16 protein-coding genes are annotated in these 18708 nt (G+C 37.6%); 6 read left to right on the top strand and 10 right to left on the bottom strand.

What is annotated here, in order from left to right; all coding sequences use genetic code 11:
- The first annotated feature begins 225 nt into the window (after positions 1-225).
- Positions 226-1395, top strand: a complete 1170-nt coding sequence (gene bamC / locus CXF79_RS10515) for an outer membrane protein assembly factor BamC (RefSeq protein ID WP_101154880.1) — start codon at positions 226-228, stop codon at positions 1393-1395.
- A 385-nt stretch (positions 1396-1780) separates the two neighbouring features.
- Here bamC and CXF79_RS10525 read toward each other — a convergent pair whose 3' ends face one another.
- From CXF79_RS10525 to CXF79_RS10545, 5 genes are all read right to left on the bottom strand, one after another.
- Complete coding sequence (locus tag CXF79_RS10525; protein ID WP_101154881.1) at positions 1781-2503, bottom strand: M15 family metallopeptidase; 723 nt, start codon at positions 2501-2503, stop codon at positions 1781-1783.
- 20 nt (positions 2504-2523) lie between these two features.
- On the bottom strand, positions 2524-3714 hold the full coding sequence (gene dapE, locus CXF79_RS10530; protein WP_442871898.1) for a succinyl-diaminopimelate desuccinylase: 1191 nt from the start codon (positions 3712-3714) through the stop codon (positions 2524-2526).
- Between the two features lie 65 nt (positions 3715-3779).
- Positions 3780-4130, bottom strand: a complete 351-nt coding sequence (locus CXF79_RS10535) for an arsenate reductase (protein WP_011043961.1) — start codon at positions 4128-4130, stop codon at positions 3780-3782.
- A gap of 571 nt (positions 4131-4701) precedes the next feature.
- The gene (gene pta / locus CXF79_RS10540; RefSeq protein WP_011043960.1) at positions 4702-6822 is read right to left on the bottom strand and encodes a phosphate acetyltransferase; all 2121 of its coding nucleotides are present in this window, start codon (positions 6820-6822) and stop codon (positions 4702-4704) included.
- A gap of 82 nt (positions 6823-6904) precedes the next feature.
- Positions 6905-8143, bottom strand: a complete 1239-nt coding sequence (locus CXF79_RS10545) for an acetate/propionate family kinase (RefSeq protein WP_101154883.1) — start codon at positions 8141-8143, stop codon at positions 6905-6907.
- Between the two features lie 207 nt (positions 8144-8350).
- Between CXF79_RS10545 and yfbV the strand changes: the two genes are divergently transcribed.
- On the top strand, positions 8351-8851 hold the full coding sequence (gene yfbV / locus CXF79_RS10550; protein ID WP_041737053.1) for a terminus macrodomain insulation protein YfbV: 501 nt from the start codon (positions 8351-8353) through the stop codon (positions 8849-8851).
- Between the two features lie 24 nt (positions 8852-8875).
- Here yfbV and rlmA read toward each other — a convergent pair whose 3' ends face one another.
- Entirely contained in the window at positions 8876-9709 is an 834-nt protein-coding gene (gene rlmA / locus CXF79_RS10555; protein ID WP_101154884.1) for a 23S rRNA (guanine(745)-N(1))-methyltransferase, read from the bottom strand.
- Between the two features lie 12 nt (positions 9710-9721).
- On the bottom strand, positions 9722-10528 hold the full coding sequence (gene xthA / locus CXF79_RS10560; RefSeq protein ID WP_011043956.1) for an exodeoxyribonuclease III: 807 nt from the start codon (positions 10526-10528) through the stop codon (positions 9722-9724).
- A gap of 332 nt (positions 10529-10860) precedes the next feature.
- Between xthA and CXF79_RS10565 the strand changes: the two genes are divergently transcribed.
- The 3 genes from CXF79_RS10565 (at position 10861) to CXF79_RS10580 (ending at position 14072) form a co-directional block, all read left to right on the top strand.
- Positions 10861-11577, top strand: coding sequence for a response regulator (locus CXF79_RS10565; RefSeq protein WP_011043955.1), 717 nt, complete (start codon positions 10861-10863; stop codon positions 11575-11577).
- A gap of 391 nt (positions 11578-11968) precedes the next feature.
- A complete protein-coding gene (locus tag CXF79_RS10575) occupies positions 11969-13255 on the top strand; it encodes an ATP-binding protein (RefSeq protein WP_101154886.1) in 1287 nt (428 codons plus the stop codon).
- Between the two features lie 142 nt (positions 13256-13397).
- The gene (locus tag CXF79_RS10580) at positions 13398-14072 is read left to right on the top strand and encodes a VC2046/SO_2500 family protein (protein WP_232769139.1); all 675 of its coding nucleotides are present in this window, start codon (positions 13398-13400) and stop codon (positions 14070-14072) included.
- A 19-nt stretch (positions 14073-14091) separates the two neighbouring features.
- Here CXF79_RS10580 and CXF79_RS10585 read toward each other — a convergent pair whose 3' ends face one another.
- On the bottom strand, positions 14092-14583 hold the full coding sequence (locus CXF79_RS10585; RefSeq protein WP_101154887.1) for a YchJ family protein: 492 nt from the start codon (positions 14581-14583) through the stop codon (positions 14092-14094).
- 228 nt (positions 14584-14811) lie between these two features.
- Between CXF79_RS10585 and CXF79_RS10590 the strand changes: the two genes are divergently transcribed.
- Entirely contained in the window at positions 14812-17271 is a 2460-nt protein-coding gene (locus CXF79_RS10590; protein WP_101154888.1) for a S9 family peptidase, read from the top strand.
- Between the two features lie 128 nt (positions 17272-17399).
- Here CXF79_RS10590 and CXF79_RS10595 read toward each other — a convergent pair whose 3' ends face one another.
- Positions 17400-18113 carry a DUF3379 family protein gene (locus CXF79_RS10595; protein ID WP_011043949.1) on the bottom strand — a complete coding sequence of 238 codons (714 nt, stop codon included), beginning with the start codon at positions 18111-18113 and terminating at the stop codon, positions 17400-17402.
- Positions 18106-18621 (bottom strand): sigma-70 family RNA polymerase sigma factor, encoded by a 516-nt coding sequence (locus CXF79_RS10600; protein ID WP_011043948.1) that lies wholly within the window; start codon positions 18619-18621, stop codon positions 18106-18108. The genes CXF79_RS10595 and CXF79_RS10600 overlap by 8 nt, the downstream gene beginning before the upstream one ends.
- Positions 18622-18708 lie beyond the last annotated feature (87 nt).

The raw sequence follows: 18708 nt of genomic DNA on the forward strand, positions 1-18708 counted from the left end.
ATTACGCCTAAGTTGTCTAGAAAGGCGCATTGTAACTTATCATGATAAAAGTTGGAATCATCTTACATTTTTGTGGTCATATACCTTGTGTTTGTAAAATCAGGCAAGTACCATGGGGCGCAATATTAGCCCTGTCTTATATCGATTTTATTTTAGAGATTTTAAGTATTTTTTAGTGAGCTTAGCAGGTTTTGAATATCAATAACCTAAGCCACAGGAGTTTTAATGAGTTGTAGAGCATTTTATTTATCACTGTTAGCCTTGTCGATCACAGCTTGTGGTTCTGTTAATAACAAGCAAGCAGATGGTGGTTTTGATTATCAGCACAAGCTTGAAGCTAACGATCTCGTGATTCCTGCTAATTTGAGTAAACCAAAGCAAGCGAATGATTTTTTTGTTACCAATAAAATAAATCACCAAGGTCCTGTTGGTGAAGACATGGATATTAGAGCACCTTCATTGGTGATGCCTGTTGCTGCATCTTCACGTGTTGTTGAAGAGTCTGGTATCGCTATTATTTGGTTTGATAAAGTTTTAGAAGATAAAGATTTATTGGCGTTTATTGAAAAGGTTGTCATAGAAAAATTAGCAGAAGATAAAATTACCTATGACTACATTGAAGAAGACACTGAAGTAACCTTAAGCAAGGTTACTGAAGGAGCAACTAGTTTAAAAGAAACTAGCATTAAGAGAGAAGGTATTAAAACGGCCATTATTGAGTCCGATTGGTATCACAACGAAGTTGATGTTGGTTGGATCTTCACAGATATTCAGTTTTCAAAAAGCGTACGTTTTCGTTTTCAATTGTTAGCTAAGTCTCATGGTCGCAGTGTTTCATTACGCGTTTCATTAGTCGACTTTTTACAAACAGATGAAAAGGGCGGCAGTAAAACAATGGATCCAATTGATAAGCAAAGAGCTGAAAAAGCCATGCTTAATGAGCTCATTGCTGCGGTTGATTATAACTATCGTCTTCAACAACGTGCGGATCGCTTAACTCGTGCGAATCAAAAATTAGTGACCATAGGTAAAAACATTGAAGCGGAACAAGCGTATATTGTTGAGATGGGCTTAGAAGACCTATGGGGTAATATGCCATTGTTCTTTGAAAAACATGGCTTTACGATTACCGATTTAAATGAAGATAAAAAGATTTATTATGTAGAGTTTGTTAAACCTGAGTCGAGTGTTTGGGATAGCATCTGGGGTGATGATGTACCCGTCATTGATGTTAGTGATGCTCAGTACCAATTTGTGTTAGGAGCTATAGATGAGCTTAACCAGAAAACCTCGGTAACTATCTATAATTCTGATGGTGAGCCATTGACCTTAGAAGCGCTTGAGCGAATTTTCCCAGTGGTAGAGAAGGGACTATCGTTTAGAGATGTATTCTAATCTTGGCTTTCGCGAAGTAATTATGAAGTAGTTACTTCGTTACTAAACAGGCATAAAAAAAGACATAAAAAAACTCCACTAGTTGGAGTTTTTTTATATCTGAAATCTGACTTCAGTTTTTAAGAACGAGCATTACGTTAGTTCTTTTTTTTAGCGACCGGCTCCATTTTATGCGAACTTTTATTCGTTCTTGGTAGTGTTTCTTCTCGGTCGTTTAAACTGTTTTTACGCATTTTTTGCTTTGAGCTTTTTTGAAATGTACTCAAATTCCCTATGATAATAACGACTGTTATTACGATTATAAAAATAGCTAACCAATTGTCCATTGGAGTGCCTCTTGGTAAGTTTGTGAAGTTAATTCGCTAAAATTAGTATTCTAGGATAATTATTTAGGCAGTATAACATTGGTTGGTGCTGCACAAACATTGTTAATATAACGCTTTGCTATGTCATCTAAGTTTTCAATAATGACATGCTTGCCTAAGATACTGCTGTTACTTAATGTTAGTGTTAATAATTCAATATCAAAAGCTTGCTGGTACTGCTGAGCTAACGGCAGATATGATATATGCCAAGGCTCTTCGGCAACACCACCTTGGAAGCTCTCATAAGGGAAATAAAAGCCAAACTGGTGCGCGTGGTGAGCAAGCCAAACAGATAGCTTTGCTAGTGGCCCTTGTTCACTGTATTCCCATGGTTCAAGTTGAAGTTGATAATCTTTAGCTAATAAATTTGGCGCATAAACATCAATATCACAACCCCAATGATGACGGCTCGCACCGGGGAGCGCGGAATAAAGTAAAATATTATGAATTAATTCAAGTGGAGATAAGTGCTCTGGAGAAACAACTTCTCCAGCTCTATTTTTAATCGATGTTTTCCCAGAAAATTTGTTATTCCATAGCATAAGTTGTCGTTCGAAAGATCTAAAACCACTAGCAATCGTTAACTCAATAGCGTCAGCTTTAGCCGCATTCACCATATCATCAAAGGCGTCTTTCATCTCTTGATGAATGGCAACTCGTTCACTTACATAGTAGAGATGCTCTTCATTTTTCCCCAATAATTGAGTTGGATTTACACTCTTAATGTGATTGATCGTTCGCATTGCTAAATGAAACCTTATAACTAACTAATGGTTTTATGCGTACATAAAACATTAACCAAACAATGATAATAAATATCAACGAGCTTTTCTAAATCATCACATGAAACAGATTCATTTACTTGGTGGATAGTTGCGTTACATGGTCCAAGTTCAATGACTTGTGCCCCCGTTGGCGCAATGAATCGACCATCGGAGGTACCACCTGAAGTGGATAACTGAGTTTCTGTACCGGTAACTGAAAGTATTGCTTGGCTTACGGCGTTCAAAAATCCATGTTCTGATTCAACATGTTCTGTGATAAACGGCTTACCATTAAAAGTCCACTTTATATCATAATCAAGTTGATGTTTATCAAGAATAGACTCTACTTGTTCAACAATAATTTGATCAGTTAATTCAGTGCTATAACGTAAGTTAAATAAGGCGTTGATATGCCCAGGAACAACATTTGTTGCACCAGTACCCGCATTAATATTAGACAGTTGAAAACTGGTCGCCGGGAAATAATCATTACCATTATCCCATTGTACCTGACTTAATTCTGTTAATGCTGGCATAGCTAAGTGAATCGGATTTCTCACATGATCAGGGTAAGCAACATGACCTTGTTTACCTTTAATATCTACTTCAGCAGAAATAGAACCGCGTCGGCCATTTTTCACGATATCGCCGACGGCGTGAGTACTTGAAGGTTCACCGACTATGCAGTAAGTGATTTTTTCATTACGCGCCTCTAACGTATCAATCACTTTAGTGGTGCCATTGATGAAGGGGCCTTCTTCATCACTTGTGATTAAATAAGTGATTGAACCTTGATGATCTGGGTGGTCTTGAACAAAGCGTTCTGTCGCCACTATCATTGCCGCGAGACTACCTTTCATGTCTGCTGCGCCACGGCCATATAACATACCATCAATAATCGTTGGCTCAAATGGCGGGGTATTCCATATTTCAAGGTTGCCTGCTGGTACTACATCGGTGTGGCCAGCAAAACAAAAAACTAAGTCATCTTCTTTCGTAGCATTAGTGCTGTCACGACGAGACCAAAGGTTTATGGTATCGGCAAAAATCATGCTTTCATTAGTAAACCCAAGTTGTGCCAATCGTTGTGCCATCAATTTTTGACAGCCAGCATCTTCTGGGGTAACTGAGGCTCTAGACATTAAGTCTATTGCCAGCTCAATAACTTCACTTTGATTTTTTTGTTCAATTTTACTCACAAGGACTACCTTTACTTAGTTTTTGATGATGTGGCTTATTTTATGTAAATATATATTTATTTGTCTGCGAAAAGTGTTTGGTACTGATCAACTTTAAAGCCGAGGTTGAGTTCACCATTTAATGGTAACAGAGGTCTTTTAAGTAAGGTGGGTTGCTCAAGTACCGCAGCAAACATTATTTCATCTGTTAAGTTATTCTTTATCTCATCAGGTAGATTACGAAATGTTGTACTACGTTTGTTTAATAATAATGACCAATCACTTTGGCTGACAAACTCTGTTAGTAGTTCGGCTGTTAGCGGTTGCTTTTTAAAGTCATAAAGTTGATGAGCTATATCGTTTGCTTCAAGCCATTTAGTGGCTTTTTTCACGGTATCGCAATTTTTTATGCCGTATAAAGTGATCATAGTATTCCTGTTTGAATGTTATTTATTAATTGAATGATAACGAGTATAAGTTTGATTTTATATTACCAGATAATGATTAACCATAGTGCTTCAATCGCTGTATTTATAAATTCATCTTTAACAAAAGGTAGACTGTTCAACTATAGCACTAGTTGCTTGTTGTAATGTTTAATTTGTCGAGATTACCTGACATTCTGCTAAGGGCTGCGTCTTAACAAATGCATGGTTCTAGGGGAAAGCTGTTTAAAGTGGCTATTTACGAAGGTTTTACTAAGATATTTAATATAAACCCTGCTAGTTATCTTTGAAATTTATATCCACAGAAGCTGTGTGTATGGTTGTGGATAAGTCTCAATGTACGTCTTTATCGATTGATTTTAAAGAAAAAAATAAGCAGTACGTTTTTTGTCTAACAAGCGTTTAAATACTAATGAATAGGATAAGTGATTAAAATATGACGTTGGATCTGTTTATCTATAAAAATAAAGATTTAATACGGTTAAACCTCTTGAAAGTAAGTTTAACCGTGGCTTCATAAAAAATAGCGAGTATATATCAACCGTATCTGTTGCTACATGGTCGCTTGTATCGCCGTTAAGGCAATAGTATAAACAATGTCATCGACTAGGGCGCCGCGTGATAAATCATTAACAGGTTTATTCATTCCTTGTAACATGGGTCCAATGCTCACTAAGTCAGCTGAACGCTGTACTGCTTTGTAAGTAGTATTACCAGTATTTAAATCAGGGAATATGAATACTGTCGCTTTACCTGCGACTGGGCTATTTGGCGCTTTTTTCTTAGCAACATTCTCCATAATGGCCGCATCATATTGCAGTGGTCCATCAATAATGAGATCAGGTCGCTTCGCTTTAGCAATTTCAGTGGCCTTAGCAACTTTCTCAACGTCAGCACCATGACCCGATCTGCCGGTACTGTAGCTGATCATGGCAACTCTTGGTTCAATATCAAATGCTCTAGCTGAGTCAGCAGATTGAATGGCTATATCAGCCAACTGTTCTGCATTAGGCTCAGGGTTAATAGCACAGTCACCATAAACAAGTACTTGATCAGGTAGTAACATAAAGAAAACTGATGAAACTAATGAGCTGTCAGGTGCAGTTTTGATTAACTGCAAAGCGGGTCTTATGGTGTTTGCTGTCGTATTTACTGCGCCAGAAACTAGGCCATCAACTTGGCCAAGTTGTAACATCATAGTCGCTAAAACAACATTATCTTTTAAATTTTCTAGGGCAATAACATCCGTTAGGCCTTTATTTTTACGTAGCTCGACCATAGGTCCAACGTAATTATCTCTAATGGAGTCGGGATCTGTTATTAATAAGTTATCTGGTAAGTTAATACCTTGATGTTCAGCAATCTGAAGTATTTCTTCTTTGTTACCTATTAGTTGGCAGCGAGCAATGTTTCGTTCGCAGCAAATTGCAGCCGCTTTAATGGTACGTATATCTGTTCCTTCAGGTAAAACGATTAATTTATTTGCTTGGCGAGCTAGCTCGGTTAATTTATGTCTAAAAGCAGGCGGTGATAATAAGTTATAACTATTGTTTTTCGAGGTCAGGCTTTCAAGCCAACTACTACTTAAATTATCGGCTACATGTTGCTTTACTTTATCTTGGCGTTGGATATCGTCTTTAGGTATTTCAGGATTAAAGCCCATGATATGACGTGATGTTTGCCAAGTATCCCAAGGTACAGATAAGACAGGTAAACCCGCATCAAGTGCTTGCTTACATAGCTCCCAAACTTGCTCGGATGGTTCAAAGCCATTGGTTAAAATCAACCCGCCTAATTTAGTACCATTTAACGCGGATAAACAGGCAGCAATAATAATATCGGTGCGATCACCTGGCGTAACAATGAGTCGACCAGGAACCAAGTAACTCACTAGGTTTGATACGGTTCGGGCGCAAAATGCGACACTGCGAAAACGGCGATGTTCCATATCGCCATTATTAATTACTTTAGCTTCAAGGTAGTTACTGATATCACAAACACGTGGAGCGATGAGATCAATTTCCCATTGAACCGTGCCAAGTAAATCAAAGTGTCTGCCTTTAAAAATTGATAAATCTAACCAATGGTTTAGATTAAAATCATTTTCAATTTCTTCTTCTTTGGGTAATAAACCAAATTCTTCTTGGTCAGGGCAATTGAGCTTGTTGATAACACAACCAATGAGGTGTCGGTTCTTTATACCACCATAGGTCTCGGCACTGACTTCAAGTCTATCTTCAAATTCTTCGGCGCTGTCATTTCCCGGGCTAGCAACTAAGACAATATTTGCCCCAAGTGCTTGAGCTACATCACGGTTAATGCGACCAGCATAAGGTTGTCTTGGTGTAGGGACTAGACCTTCAATAATGATGACGTCGTGATCTTCTTTAAACGCATTGAAATTCGCAACGATTTCTTCTAAAACAACATCGTGAAGTCCATCGCCCATTTTCCCCTCTACATAACTAAGCGAAACGCTAGTGCTATTTTGAGACAGGCTAATGGCATCAATGGTTTTGTTTTTTTTAGCTAAGCTGTTCCGCGAAGGTTGGCTAATGGGTTTGAAGTGTCCTACTTTAATTCCTTTTTGCTGACAGGCATGTAATAAACCTAACGATACGCTGGTTAAGCCGACACCTGAGCCAACAGGGATTAACATAATTCTATGTGGCATAAATTAAATCCTACTTATATTGAGATACCCGTTCTACTTCCAGATGAATAATGCATGTTGAAGTGAACGAGTATGTAGTCATCTACTTGACTAAATTTGTTAGTAATTGGGCTGATTGTTCGGCAATTACCCATTCTTCGTTTGTTGCAATAACCCAACAAGCTCTTGAATCTTTAGTGGCAATATTACCTGAAGCACCAAAGCGTGTTGCTTTATTTTGTTCTTCATCTAAAGAAAAGTTTAATAACGCAAGTTGCTTAACTATTTCAGTACGCACCCAGTTTGAATTTTCACCAATGCCACCGGTAAATATAAGGCCATCTAATTGCGTTAAGCTGGCGCTATAAGAGGCAATAGTTTTGGCTATACGATAACAAAAAATTGTCAGGGCTAATGTTGCTTGAGCATGATTATCTTCTAACATGGCATTTTCTAAGGTACGGCCGTCGTTGCTTAGGCCAGAAACGCCTAATAAACCACTTTCTTTATTGACTAATTTATCAACATCACCAATTGAGTAACCTAAATTTTCGACTAGATGAAAGATAATTCCGGTATCTAGATCGCCACAACGAGTACCCATAATGACACCTTCGCCAGGTGTCATACCCATACTAGTATCAACACTTTCACCATTTTTAATAACAGTTACACTACAACCATTACCTAAGTGAGCGCTGATTAAATTACATTGTTCAAGCGGCTTGTTTAACTGCTCTGCAGCTTGCTTCGCCACAAAATAATGGCTGGTGCCATGGAAACCATAACGTCTTATGCCATGCGCTTTGTACAATGAATAGGGAAGGCCGTAAATGTAAGCCTTTTCAGGCATACTTTGATGAAAAGCGGTATCAAAGACTGCGACTTGTGGCAAATTTTCAAAGGCTTGTTGGCATGCTTTTATACCAATTAGATTTGCGGGGTTATGCAATGGTGCAAGTTTTGCCAATTGGCTAATAGCTTGTTCTACATCCTCAGTAATGAGCGTAGGTTGTGAGTATTGTTCACCACCATGGACAACTCGGTGACCGATAGCTGTGATATCTTTGACTAAGCCAAGTTGCTGTAGTTGCTCTACCAATACAGAGAGAGCTGTTTGATGATTAAATGGCTCGGGTAACTTATAGGTCTGTTTTTCTCCGTTAAGTTTGACGATGATTTTAGCATCAGGGGTGTGTAGGCATTCGGCTAAGCCTGATAATAGTGTTTCACCGCTTAATGGTTTTATCAAAGAAAACTTAACAGAAGAGCTGCCACAGTTAATTACTAAAATAGCACCAGTACTAGCGGGCTCTTTGCGTTGAGGTTTTTGTTGAGTCATGTTTATTGTCTTTTAAAAAAATGAAAAGTTATCGAATAATTATAGCAATAATAATATTGTCGGCATTATAGCGATGGAGTTAGTTAGAAATCTTGATGCAATACAATAAAAACGGTTTAATTTAACTTTTAATAATTGTTATTCGTAATAAAAGCTTAGTTACATTTCTAACTGTTGCTTATAAGGACTAGCTGCTATAGTAATGGTATGAATATCTCCGTAGTACAACTCATTAAATTGGGTCAAAAATATTTATCTCTCTGGCCTGACAAGCCAGAATTAACTCAATATTTTGAAGATTATCGAGGCGTGCAAAGCGCGCGCTTTGTTTGTCGATATTTTCCTGCGTTAGCTATGTTTACTGTTATTATGCAGCTCTATATCGCTTCAGGATATCCCCTTGGCCAGGGCTCAATAAGTAATGCGTTAAATGCACTACCTCAAGCACTTGTTTATGGTTTGTTTTTATTAAGCCTACCTGTGCAGGCATTAGTTTTTTCAGGTGTTAAAGCAGATAAGTTATTACCACCATCATTAGCTTCTTGGTATCATAGTGGTTTAGAAAAGGTAAAACAGCAAGTTGCTGAGCAAAATCAGCGCAGCAATGGCGATAACAACGATACCGCTATTGCTAATTTAGCAAAATATAAACCACGGTATATCGATCTTGCTCAACTTTTACATTTAACTTTCGCGACCACAAAGTAGTTAATCAAACTACTATTCCACAATCTAATGCTTCTTTTGATACAAACGTAAAACAAAGTCTGCTTGGCAGCTGAAGTGCTTTTGTTGTGTCAATTGAGCAATTAATTCATCATTGGCTTTAAAGGCAAAAGGTGTCATTGCTAATAAGTTCAGTACGTCGTCACTATTAGAGAAGTTCATCGGGTAATTTAATCGTTGCTCTTCAACTAACGTTAATTTTTCAATGATTTGCTTAGTCGTATCATGTTTATTTGCTTGACGGTATATCAGCGATTTAAGCTCAAATAAATGATTGTCGGCAGGGGTAACTGTTAAAAAGTACCCTTCATTTTTCAAAATCCGAGTAAACTCATTTTCTAAAATTGGCGCATAAACACTATAAATCCAACCAAATTTCTCATTAGCGTAAGGTAAATCAGAGAGGGTAGCTACGCTAAAAAAGCACTCTTGATAACGTTTTGCTGCAATCTTTATTGTTTCTTTAGCAATATCTACACCGTAGACACTGTTATGCTCAGTTTTATGCTGATTGGTATAAAAACCCTCACCGCAGCCAGCATCAAAAATGTCTGCATTTTTATCACTGTATTTTTGATATAACGCGAGCATACTGTCTAACAAAGGCTGATAATAACCTTTGTCTAGAAACGCTCGTCTAGCTTGTACCATTGCTTTGTTATCACCAGGTTCTTTTGAGTGCTTAAATTGAACGGGTAATAAATTAACATAGCCTTGTTTTGCTTGATCAAAACTATGATTGTTTTCACAACGATAGCTCTTTTCATTGAGCAATAAAGCTTGTTGGCACAAAGGACAACGGTATTGAGCTATTTCTTTAGTAGAGATGTCAGTATGCATTGACAGTAAACCTTATGAAAATGTTGACCAAATTGGCGCATGATCTGAAGGCTTTTCAATAGCGCGTAATTCATAATCTATATCGGCTTCAATACATTGCTCAGCCATATTTTTGGTCGCTAGTACCACATCAATACGAAGACCGCGGTTGTCATCAAAGCCACGCGAGCGATAATCAAACCAAGAGTAACGCTCGGTAGTGTCGGGATGTAATTGACGGAAGGTGTCAACAAAACCCCAATCCATTAACCTTGTTAACCATTCTCTTTCTTCAGGTTGGAAAGAACATTTACCGCTTTTTAACCAGCGTTTACTGTTTACGTCACCAATACCAATATCTAAGTCTTGCGGAGAAATATTAATGTCACCCATTACAACCACATTTTCGTCATTGACGTGATTGTCATTAAGGTAGGTCATTAAATCTTTATAGAATTTTCTCTTATAAGGATATTTAGTCTCATGACTAATATTCTCGCCTTGAGGAAAATAGCCATTTAATACGGTTACTTTCTCACCTTTATCATTAGTTGTTGTGACCATAATCATTCTACGTTGGGCTTCATCATCGTCTGTAGGAAATCCCCGTTGTACTGACTCAGCTTCTTTTTTGCATAACATGGCAACGCCATAATGGGCTTTTTGGCCATGAAAATATACGTGATAACCCATGGCTTCAACGGCTTCTAATGGGAAAGCTTCATCATGAACTTTGATTTCTTGTAAACCAATGATATCGGGCTGATGTTTATCGATAATCGCTTGTAATTGGTGAAGACGAGCACGAAGGCCGTTAATATTAAAAGAGATGATTTTCATAGTATTCCTAAAGGCTTTTAGCAAACAATATCGTAATGTATTGTTTGGTCATTCCATTTCGCATAAAGAAGTGAGTACTTTCTTATACAAACGGGTATAAATTAAGACAATGATCTTGCGTGTTTATCTAGCTTCTCGCAAGTTTTATTTTTCACATCCTGTTATAAAATGTAATTTATTCGTAACAACTGGTAGAGCCTATTGTTTAACCGTAATAACTTGTTTAAGCTAACCCTAAATAAGCAACACGATATAGAAAACTGTTAATACAGTTGTCAGAACAGTTATTTATCAATTTACATTAAGAACGCGTAATAAATAAGGAAATGAACATGCCAGATAGTAACTCAAGCGTAAAAAAAATATTATTGGTTGAAGATGACCGTCAACTGTCCGATTTAGTCACTGACTTTCTAACCAGTGAAGGTTTCCACGTTAAACAAGAATTTCGTGGTGATACAGTAGCTAAACGAGTAAAGCTTTTCTCTCCTGACCTTATTATTTTAGATGTCATGTTACCCGGTAAAGATGGTTTTGGTGTTTGCCGTGATTTACGCCCAGAATTTAATGGACCCGTGTTAATGCTGACAGCAAAAAGTACTGACTTTGATCAGGTACTTGGCTTAGAAATTGGTGCAGATGATTATGTTATCAAACCCGTTGAACCTCGCGTATTGCTAGCAAGAGTAAACGCCTTGCTACGCCGCGGAGATTTACCTAACCAAAGTGAAGAGAAAGGTGAAATTACTTGTGGTGGTTTATACATCAATAAAGCATCACGTAAAGTGACTTTACAAGATGAAAATGTCGACTTAACTAGTCAAGAATTTGATTTGTTATGGTTACTTGCGGGTAAAGCCGGAGAAGTGCAAAACCGCGATTATATATACAAGGCAGTAATTGGCCGTGAATATGATGGTTTAGACAGAAGTGTAGATGTACGTATTTCTCGTTTACGTAAAAAATTACATGACAGTACAGATACACCCTTTAGAATCAAAACTATTTGGGGCCAAGGTTATTTATTTGTTCCAGATGCATGGAGCTAGCCCTCTAAATTAATGTCACTGTGATGTTATAGTCATTAAAATATCAAGGCTTTGTTTACCTACTCGTAGTAACAAAGCCTTTTTCTTAAGCTTATACCCAAGCTACCTGAAGATGCAGGTTTCAGCTGGAATTAGAAATGCCTTTAGATAAGGCATTGATTGAAGAGAAGGGTTGGTCCCTTGTCGAAATCAATAACGCAGAATAAAGTTTTTCTAAACCAGCCCTGTGGGGACGTCCAAGCAAACCATGCTCTTCGTTGCCTCCTTTTTTAAGGGAGTAACCCTTAATAAAATGAGGCGCCTTGATCATGAATAGCTTAGTCGTCCTGAAACACGCATCTTCAAGTGGTTTGGGTATATTGTTATTACAATCTCTTGATAAGGTACGTCGATGAAATTAGGTCGTTCGTTTTTCAATCTCTATTTCTTTATTATCTCCACATTCATCATTTTTTCTTGGGCACTTGATGAAGTATGGAATTCTTATCTTGAGCAAGACATTGAGTCTTATACGGGTTATAAAACCCTGATGATGGCCACAGGCGATTATGTACAAAAACATCCTAAAGAAGAATGGGAAGAGATAATAGCTGGTGCAGCAGAGCGATGGGAGTTACCTTTAAAGTTAGTGTCTTTAGCTGAAGTGGAAGCTATAGACCACACTGATCACAATGCGTTATCACACTCAAATGCCCATATTTATTATTTTGACGATCAAGTGATGATTCATTATTTACTAAAAGATAGTGATTCAGTCATTACGTTAGGCCCCGCAAAAATGCCAACAAGGCCGCGAGTAAAAGCAACTTACCGTGTAATGATTTTGGCAACCTTTGGTATCGTTATTTTTATTTGGTTATGGCCTATGTCTCGTGATTTAGAACAGCTCAAAAGGGCAACCAGAGATTTTGGTCAAGGGCAATTTGATAGTACGGCACCCGCAGCAAAGTCGACTATGATAGCGCCTATGATCTCCTCATTTAACATGATGGCGGCAAGAATAAAGCGGCTTATTGAAGCACATAAAGAATTAACTAATGCGGTTTCGCATGAGTTAAGAACACCATTAGCACGAACAAAGTTTGCCTTGCAGATGCTCGATACAATCAAAGACGATGAAAAGCGTGCTAAATATCAGAAGCAAATTAGTAATGATGTTTGTGAACTGGAAGAGCTTATCAATGAGATGCTTATTTATGCTGCTTTTGATAATGACAAACCAGCGCTTAATTTTACTAGCACTAATTTAAATGATTTAGTTAAGTTTCAAATAGCCAGTCATGATCAATTTGTAAACTCGATTGAGTTTATTAATAATATGCCTGACAGTTATGTTTGTTGTGACGGGCACTTTATGGACAGAGCGGTGAATAACTTTATCAGTAACGCCATTAAATACGGCAATGATAAAGTGAGAGTGACTCTTTCTATCGAAAACGGACAATGCATAATTTGTGTAGAAGATAATGGCGATGGCGTGTCTGATGAGTTCAAACAAGTTATTTTTGATGCCTTCTCACGTGGGGACCAATCAAGAAACCGTGAAACAGGTGGTTTTGGCCTAGGGTTAGCGATTGTGGCCCGTATTATGGAGTGGCATCAAGGTCATGCCTCTATCGGCGATAGTGAGCTTGGTGGGGCAGCATTTACACTGACTTGGCCCATTAAGATGAGTTAGTTTAACTTATTAAGATAGAGTAATTATTGATTAAATAATTACTCTATAATTTATTTTAAATTTATTGCCTTATTGGCTAAATATTTTTTACATTCAGCCGATAACTTAATTATCAAAGCACCGATAAATAAGTAGATAGGCATTGGCAGTAGAGCTTTCACAGCAGTTTTCAACAAATAACATCTCACAAAGTAATGACGTGATAAAGAACTGTGCTGGGCATTTAGCCACTGACTTTTCATCAACTAACGTTTTACTTCATGAGTTGCAACTTGGTGAACAACTAAATGAAAGTGTTGAACAAACCCGTCGTGCTGATTTTAGTTTGATGTTGGCTATGTTAGCTGAAGATGTACGTGAACAAAGCCAATTTTTGTTACCGAAAACCAAAGAGGTAACACCTGCTGATTTGTCGACTGTTGCTTTGAGAAAACAGTTTAACCTACCCGACGAAGCCGCATTGGCATTAACCACGCCGGAAGATGTTAACCAATTCAATCAAGCGCATACTATTGTAGGTAATGACCTAGCTAATATACATTTAACTAACGCTATGATGCCTAAACCTTTGGCATTTCGTGATGATAAAAAACATATTGAAAGCCAAGTCTTAGAAAATACGAGTTTATTTACTCAACTCAAGCATAAGCAAGCAGCAGAGTTAAGCAAAGCATACAATAACCAGTTACAAGAAGAACAATTAAATTCAGCAACAATTGAAACAGATAAACCACTTAGTCAGTCATTAAACTTTAATGCCAAGGCCTGGTTAGATGGCATTCAACAGTCTTTAGTTAAAGCGCCATTGCTTAACTAAATAAGCGTTATATAAACGTTTAAATACCTATTTGCTTAGCGCAGCAATGTTTAAATTTTTTATTTCTTTTTGCTGACCATGCCGTTGGATAATTGTTGCATGGACAAATTTCATTACGTTTAACCGTCACAATCTCATTGTGTACGGTGATATCGCCATCAATATAGCGCCACTGACCTTGTTCAATAGTGAAGTTTGACTTTTCACGTAATTCACACAAGGTTTGATCAACCACGTAATAGGCTGAAAATTCTACGGTAGTCTCATCGCTTTCATGTATTTTCAATGCCAACCAAATACATTCATCCGCCCACGTTTGAATTTCAGTGACAGACTGCTTCAACCGCTGGGAGGCAGCATAAGTGTCAAAAACATATTGACCATTTTTTGTTGCATAGGCACTAAAGCGCGAGCGCATTAATTGCTCAGGGGTGCTGGGGTGTTTTTGTTGTGTAATATAAAGTTGGCAACAAGCATTAAATGGCAACGACGAACCGCAAGGGCAAAGCATAACAATATGTCCAATGATGATAGTATGTGTAAACCATTATATTTTAACGCAGATAAAGCGCTATTGGTCGTTTTCTTTTACCCTTTGTTGATTTTTTCGATTAGGATATCGGGTTAATTACATGCTCAATAGTTGCCAGTATTAGTGATTAATACCAATCTCATTGGTATAACTTAGCGTCTCCTCATTCATTTTTTAACAACAGAACTCAACAAAAGAATTTATTTTATGAAATTACAATTTATTGCCGCAGCACTTAGCTTTTCATTAGCCGCTTGTAGTAATACTCAACTTAATGAGCAGTTAAATACCAGTGCGCCAGAGAAAATTCAAGGCGCTGTTGCAACCAATGCACAAGCAACGGATATCATCACTTTAGAGCAGATAATGGCAGATCCAGATTGGTTCGGTCGCGCGCCAGAGTCTTGGTATTGGGGAGATGATAGTAGCAGCATCTATTATCAGCAGAAGCAACTAGGTAACCCTCTACGTGATTTGTATGCAGTAAACCTGTTAAATAATAACGAAGCTTCACCAGTCAATTTATCAAGTAAGCATACTGTTTCCTATCAAAACGGAGTGCTGAATAAAACGCGCACTCATAAAGTCTACACTTTTAATGGTGATGTTTTTGTAAAAACGCTGCTCAGTAATACGATAAAACAGCTTACCTTTACCTCAAATGCTGAACGTAATGCACTCTTTTTGAATAATGGAGAGATAGCTTACCAAGTAGGTAATGTTTTTTATGCTCATAATCTACAAACAGGTCAAATTAAAGAGCTGGCCAGTTTAAAAATGTCAGCAAAACCTGCTAGAACTATTGCACCTAAAAGTTACTTAGCAGTAGAGCAGCATAAGTTAATTAACTACATTGCTTTGCAACAACGCAACACTGCGTTAAAGCAAACACAAAAAGAACGTCTAGCTATTGAAAACACAGCAGTTAATGACAGTAAGTTTTATTTTGGTAAAGACAATAGAGTAGCACATGCAAGTTTATCTCCATCAGGCGATAAACTATTGGTGAGTATTACATCAGCAAAATCAAGTCGTGATAAAACAGATATTATGCCTAATTACATTACTAAAGATGGTGTGATTGCTGCTGAAAAAGTCCGTGCTCGCGTTGCGAACAATCGACAATATCAAGAGCAATTGTTCCTGCTTGATTTAGTAACAGGCAAACAACAAGCGTTAAGTTATGACAACTTACCAGGCTTTCGTGATGATGTTTTAGCTAGCGTAAAGTCTGAAAACTTTGCTCGTAAAGGTAAGACATACAAATCAGAAAAAAAAGCACGTAATATTCATGTACTTCAAATGAATAACCCTATTAAGTGGAGTAGCGACGGTCAACACCTAGCCTTAATGTTAGAAGCTTGGGATAACAAAACCCGCTGGTTAACTACGGTTGATTTTACAAAAAATGAATTAGTTACCCAACATAAACTACATGATGATGCCTGGATTAACTGGAGCTTTAATGAGTTTGGTTGGTTAAACGCTAGCAATAAAGCCAGCCTTTACTATTTATCTGAAGAGTCAGGTTATTCTCACTTATATTATAAAGGCCTGAATTCAAAAGCAGTTAAGTTAACGTCTGGTAAGTTTGAAGTAAGCAGTGTTACACCAATGCTTGATAGTCAACGATTTATCTTTAAAGCAAATAAAAAACACCCAGGTATTTATGAAATATACCAAGTTGATTTAGCTAAAAAATTAACTGCGTTGACTAATTTAGGGGGTAAAAATAATTACACCTTGAGTCCTGATGAATCAAAACTGTTAATTGAACATTCTACGGTAACAATGCCGCCAGAGCTTTATGTACAAAGTTTAAAAGCGGGTGATGCAGCACAACGAATTACTCACACAGTATCTGAGCAGTTTCTAGCGATGCCTTGGTCTGCTCCATCTGTTATTGCTATTGCGTCAAGCAAACAAAAAGAGCCGATTTACTCAAAAGTATATTTTCCTAAGAACTTTGATATGACCTCAGAAAAAAATCGTGCGGTAATGTTTACTCATGGTGCCGGTTATCTGCAAAATTCTCATTTAGGTTGGTCAGGTTACTTCCGTGAATTTATGTTCCACTCTATGTTGGTACAACAAGGTTACGTTGTTATTGATATGGATTACCGAGCATCTGCTGGTTACGGACGAGAGTGGCGTACTGCTATTTACCGTCACATGGGTAAACCTGAAGTAGAAGATATGCGTGACGGTGTTAACTGGCTAATTGAAAATGCTAATGTAGATGCAAAACGTGTTGGTACTTATGGTGGTTCTTACGGCGGGTTCTTAACGTTAATGTCAATGTTCACTGACCCTGACTTATTCGCTTCTGGCTCAGCTATTCGTTTAGTCTCTGATTGGGCATATTACAACCATGGTTATACTTCGAATATTTTAAATACACCTGAAGATGATGCTATCGCTTATGAACGTAGTTCGCCTATTTATTTTGCAGAAGGACTGAATAAACCATTATTAATCAATGCGCCTATGGTCGACGACAATGTGTTTTTCGAAGATACTGTTCGTCTAGTGCAACGTTTAATTGAACTTGAAAAGCAAGATTTTGAAACGGCTATTTACCCAGTAGAACCACATGGTTTTGTACAACCTAGCTCTTGGTTAAATGAATACCGTCGTATTTATAAATTATTTGAGAACACCTTATAATTTGAAGTAGGTTTTAATGCGCTAAAATAAAAAAGCCCTGATAGTACTATCAGGGCTTTTTTTATGTGTTAGTGAAGTGTTCACTTTGCTATATTGCGATTAGGTGATGAACCTTGAGGGTAATATAGTTATATAGACCAAGACACGGTATCACTGATACTTTGTTGCCACTGTCCTAAAGACTCATTCTTATCTCCGACAACAATGATATTACTGCGATTAAATTCAAGAGAACTACCAAAAAGAGCTTTATCATTAAAAGAATCAGTAAAGTTTAATTGTTCATTTTTTGGAACAATAAAAACAGTAACAGGACTAGTTTTACCTTGGTAAACTAAATGCAAACTCTTCATACCGTCAAATCGGCAGTAATCAGCCCACAACAGTTTCCCTAAAGATTGGCTAAAGTTACCATCAAAAGCCGCCATCTTCTGGTTTAATGACGCTAACGTTACTTGACTGCTGGCATTGTTGGCAATATTTCCTTGCTCATGATAAACATGGGCTAACGCATAATCACCTAGGTTGTGATAAGCACTCGAAAACTGCATAAAATTAAGTACTAAGCCGCCCACGATGGCAACAGATGCTGCTAATGCGAGATGCACGCGAGTTTTACGCTTTTGCACTTGGTGAGTTGCTAAGGTCTGTCGCAAAATCAATTTATCGACTAAATCATCAGGTACAGGAATTTGTAATGCCTGTTTAATTTTTTCATCTAACTGACAAATCTCTTGAGCAAATTGTTTTTTGCTTGGATCTTGTTCCTGAGCCAATATAGCATCAGCATCCTGATTGTTGGGATCGGCATATATAGCGCGTCTAAACTGCAAATCATCCATTGTACATACCTCGTTTTACTGGCTCTGCTTCTAAAGCTTCTTTAAGCTGGTTTCTTGCTCTAAATAAACGTGTCATTACTGTATTTTTATTTAGATCTAACATAGCGGCAATATCTTCTCCGCTAAAACCACCTAATACTTGTAAAATTAACGGTTCAGAATATTCAGGCGGCAATTGTGAAATTTTTTCCCTTAACCAGTGATTTTCAAGCTCTTGCTCTGTAGTCACTGATTTAGTATCGGTTATGCTTGCCTCTTCATATTCACTCATGTCAAAACGTTTTCTCTCAAAACGTCTGGCATTCTCTCGTCGTAAAATAGTGATTAACCATGACTTGGCCGCTTTTTCATCTTTAAGCGAATCAAGGGCACGCCAAGCTCGTAAAAAGGTTTCTTGCACCAAATCTTCAGCCACTTGTTTTTCGTGGCATAGCCAATAGGCATAGCGATATAAATCACCGTGTAGCGCCTTTACTAGCGCCTCATATCTAACTTGTTTTGTCATCATATGTTTATAGACCCTAGTAGGGTGAAGATTATTTCAAAGAGTAGTGATTATTTAGTAAATATTTATCAAATAAGTTATCAAGCTACT

This window comes from Colwellia sp. Bg11-28 (assembly GCF_002836245.1).
In the GTDB taxonomy this organism is placed as follows: domain Bacteria; phylum Pseudomonadota; class Gammaproteobacteria; order Enterobacterales; family Alteromonadaceae; genus Colwellia; species Colwellia psychrerythraea_A.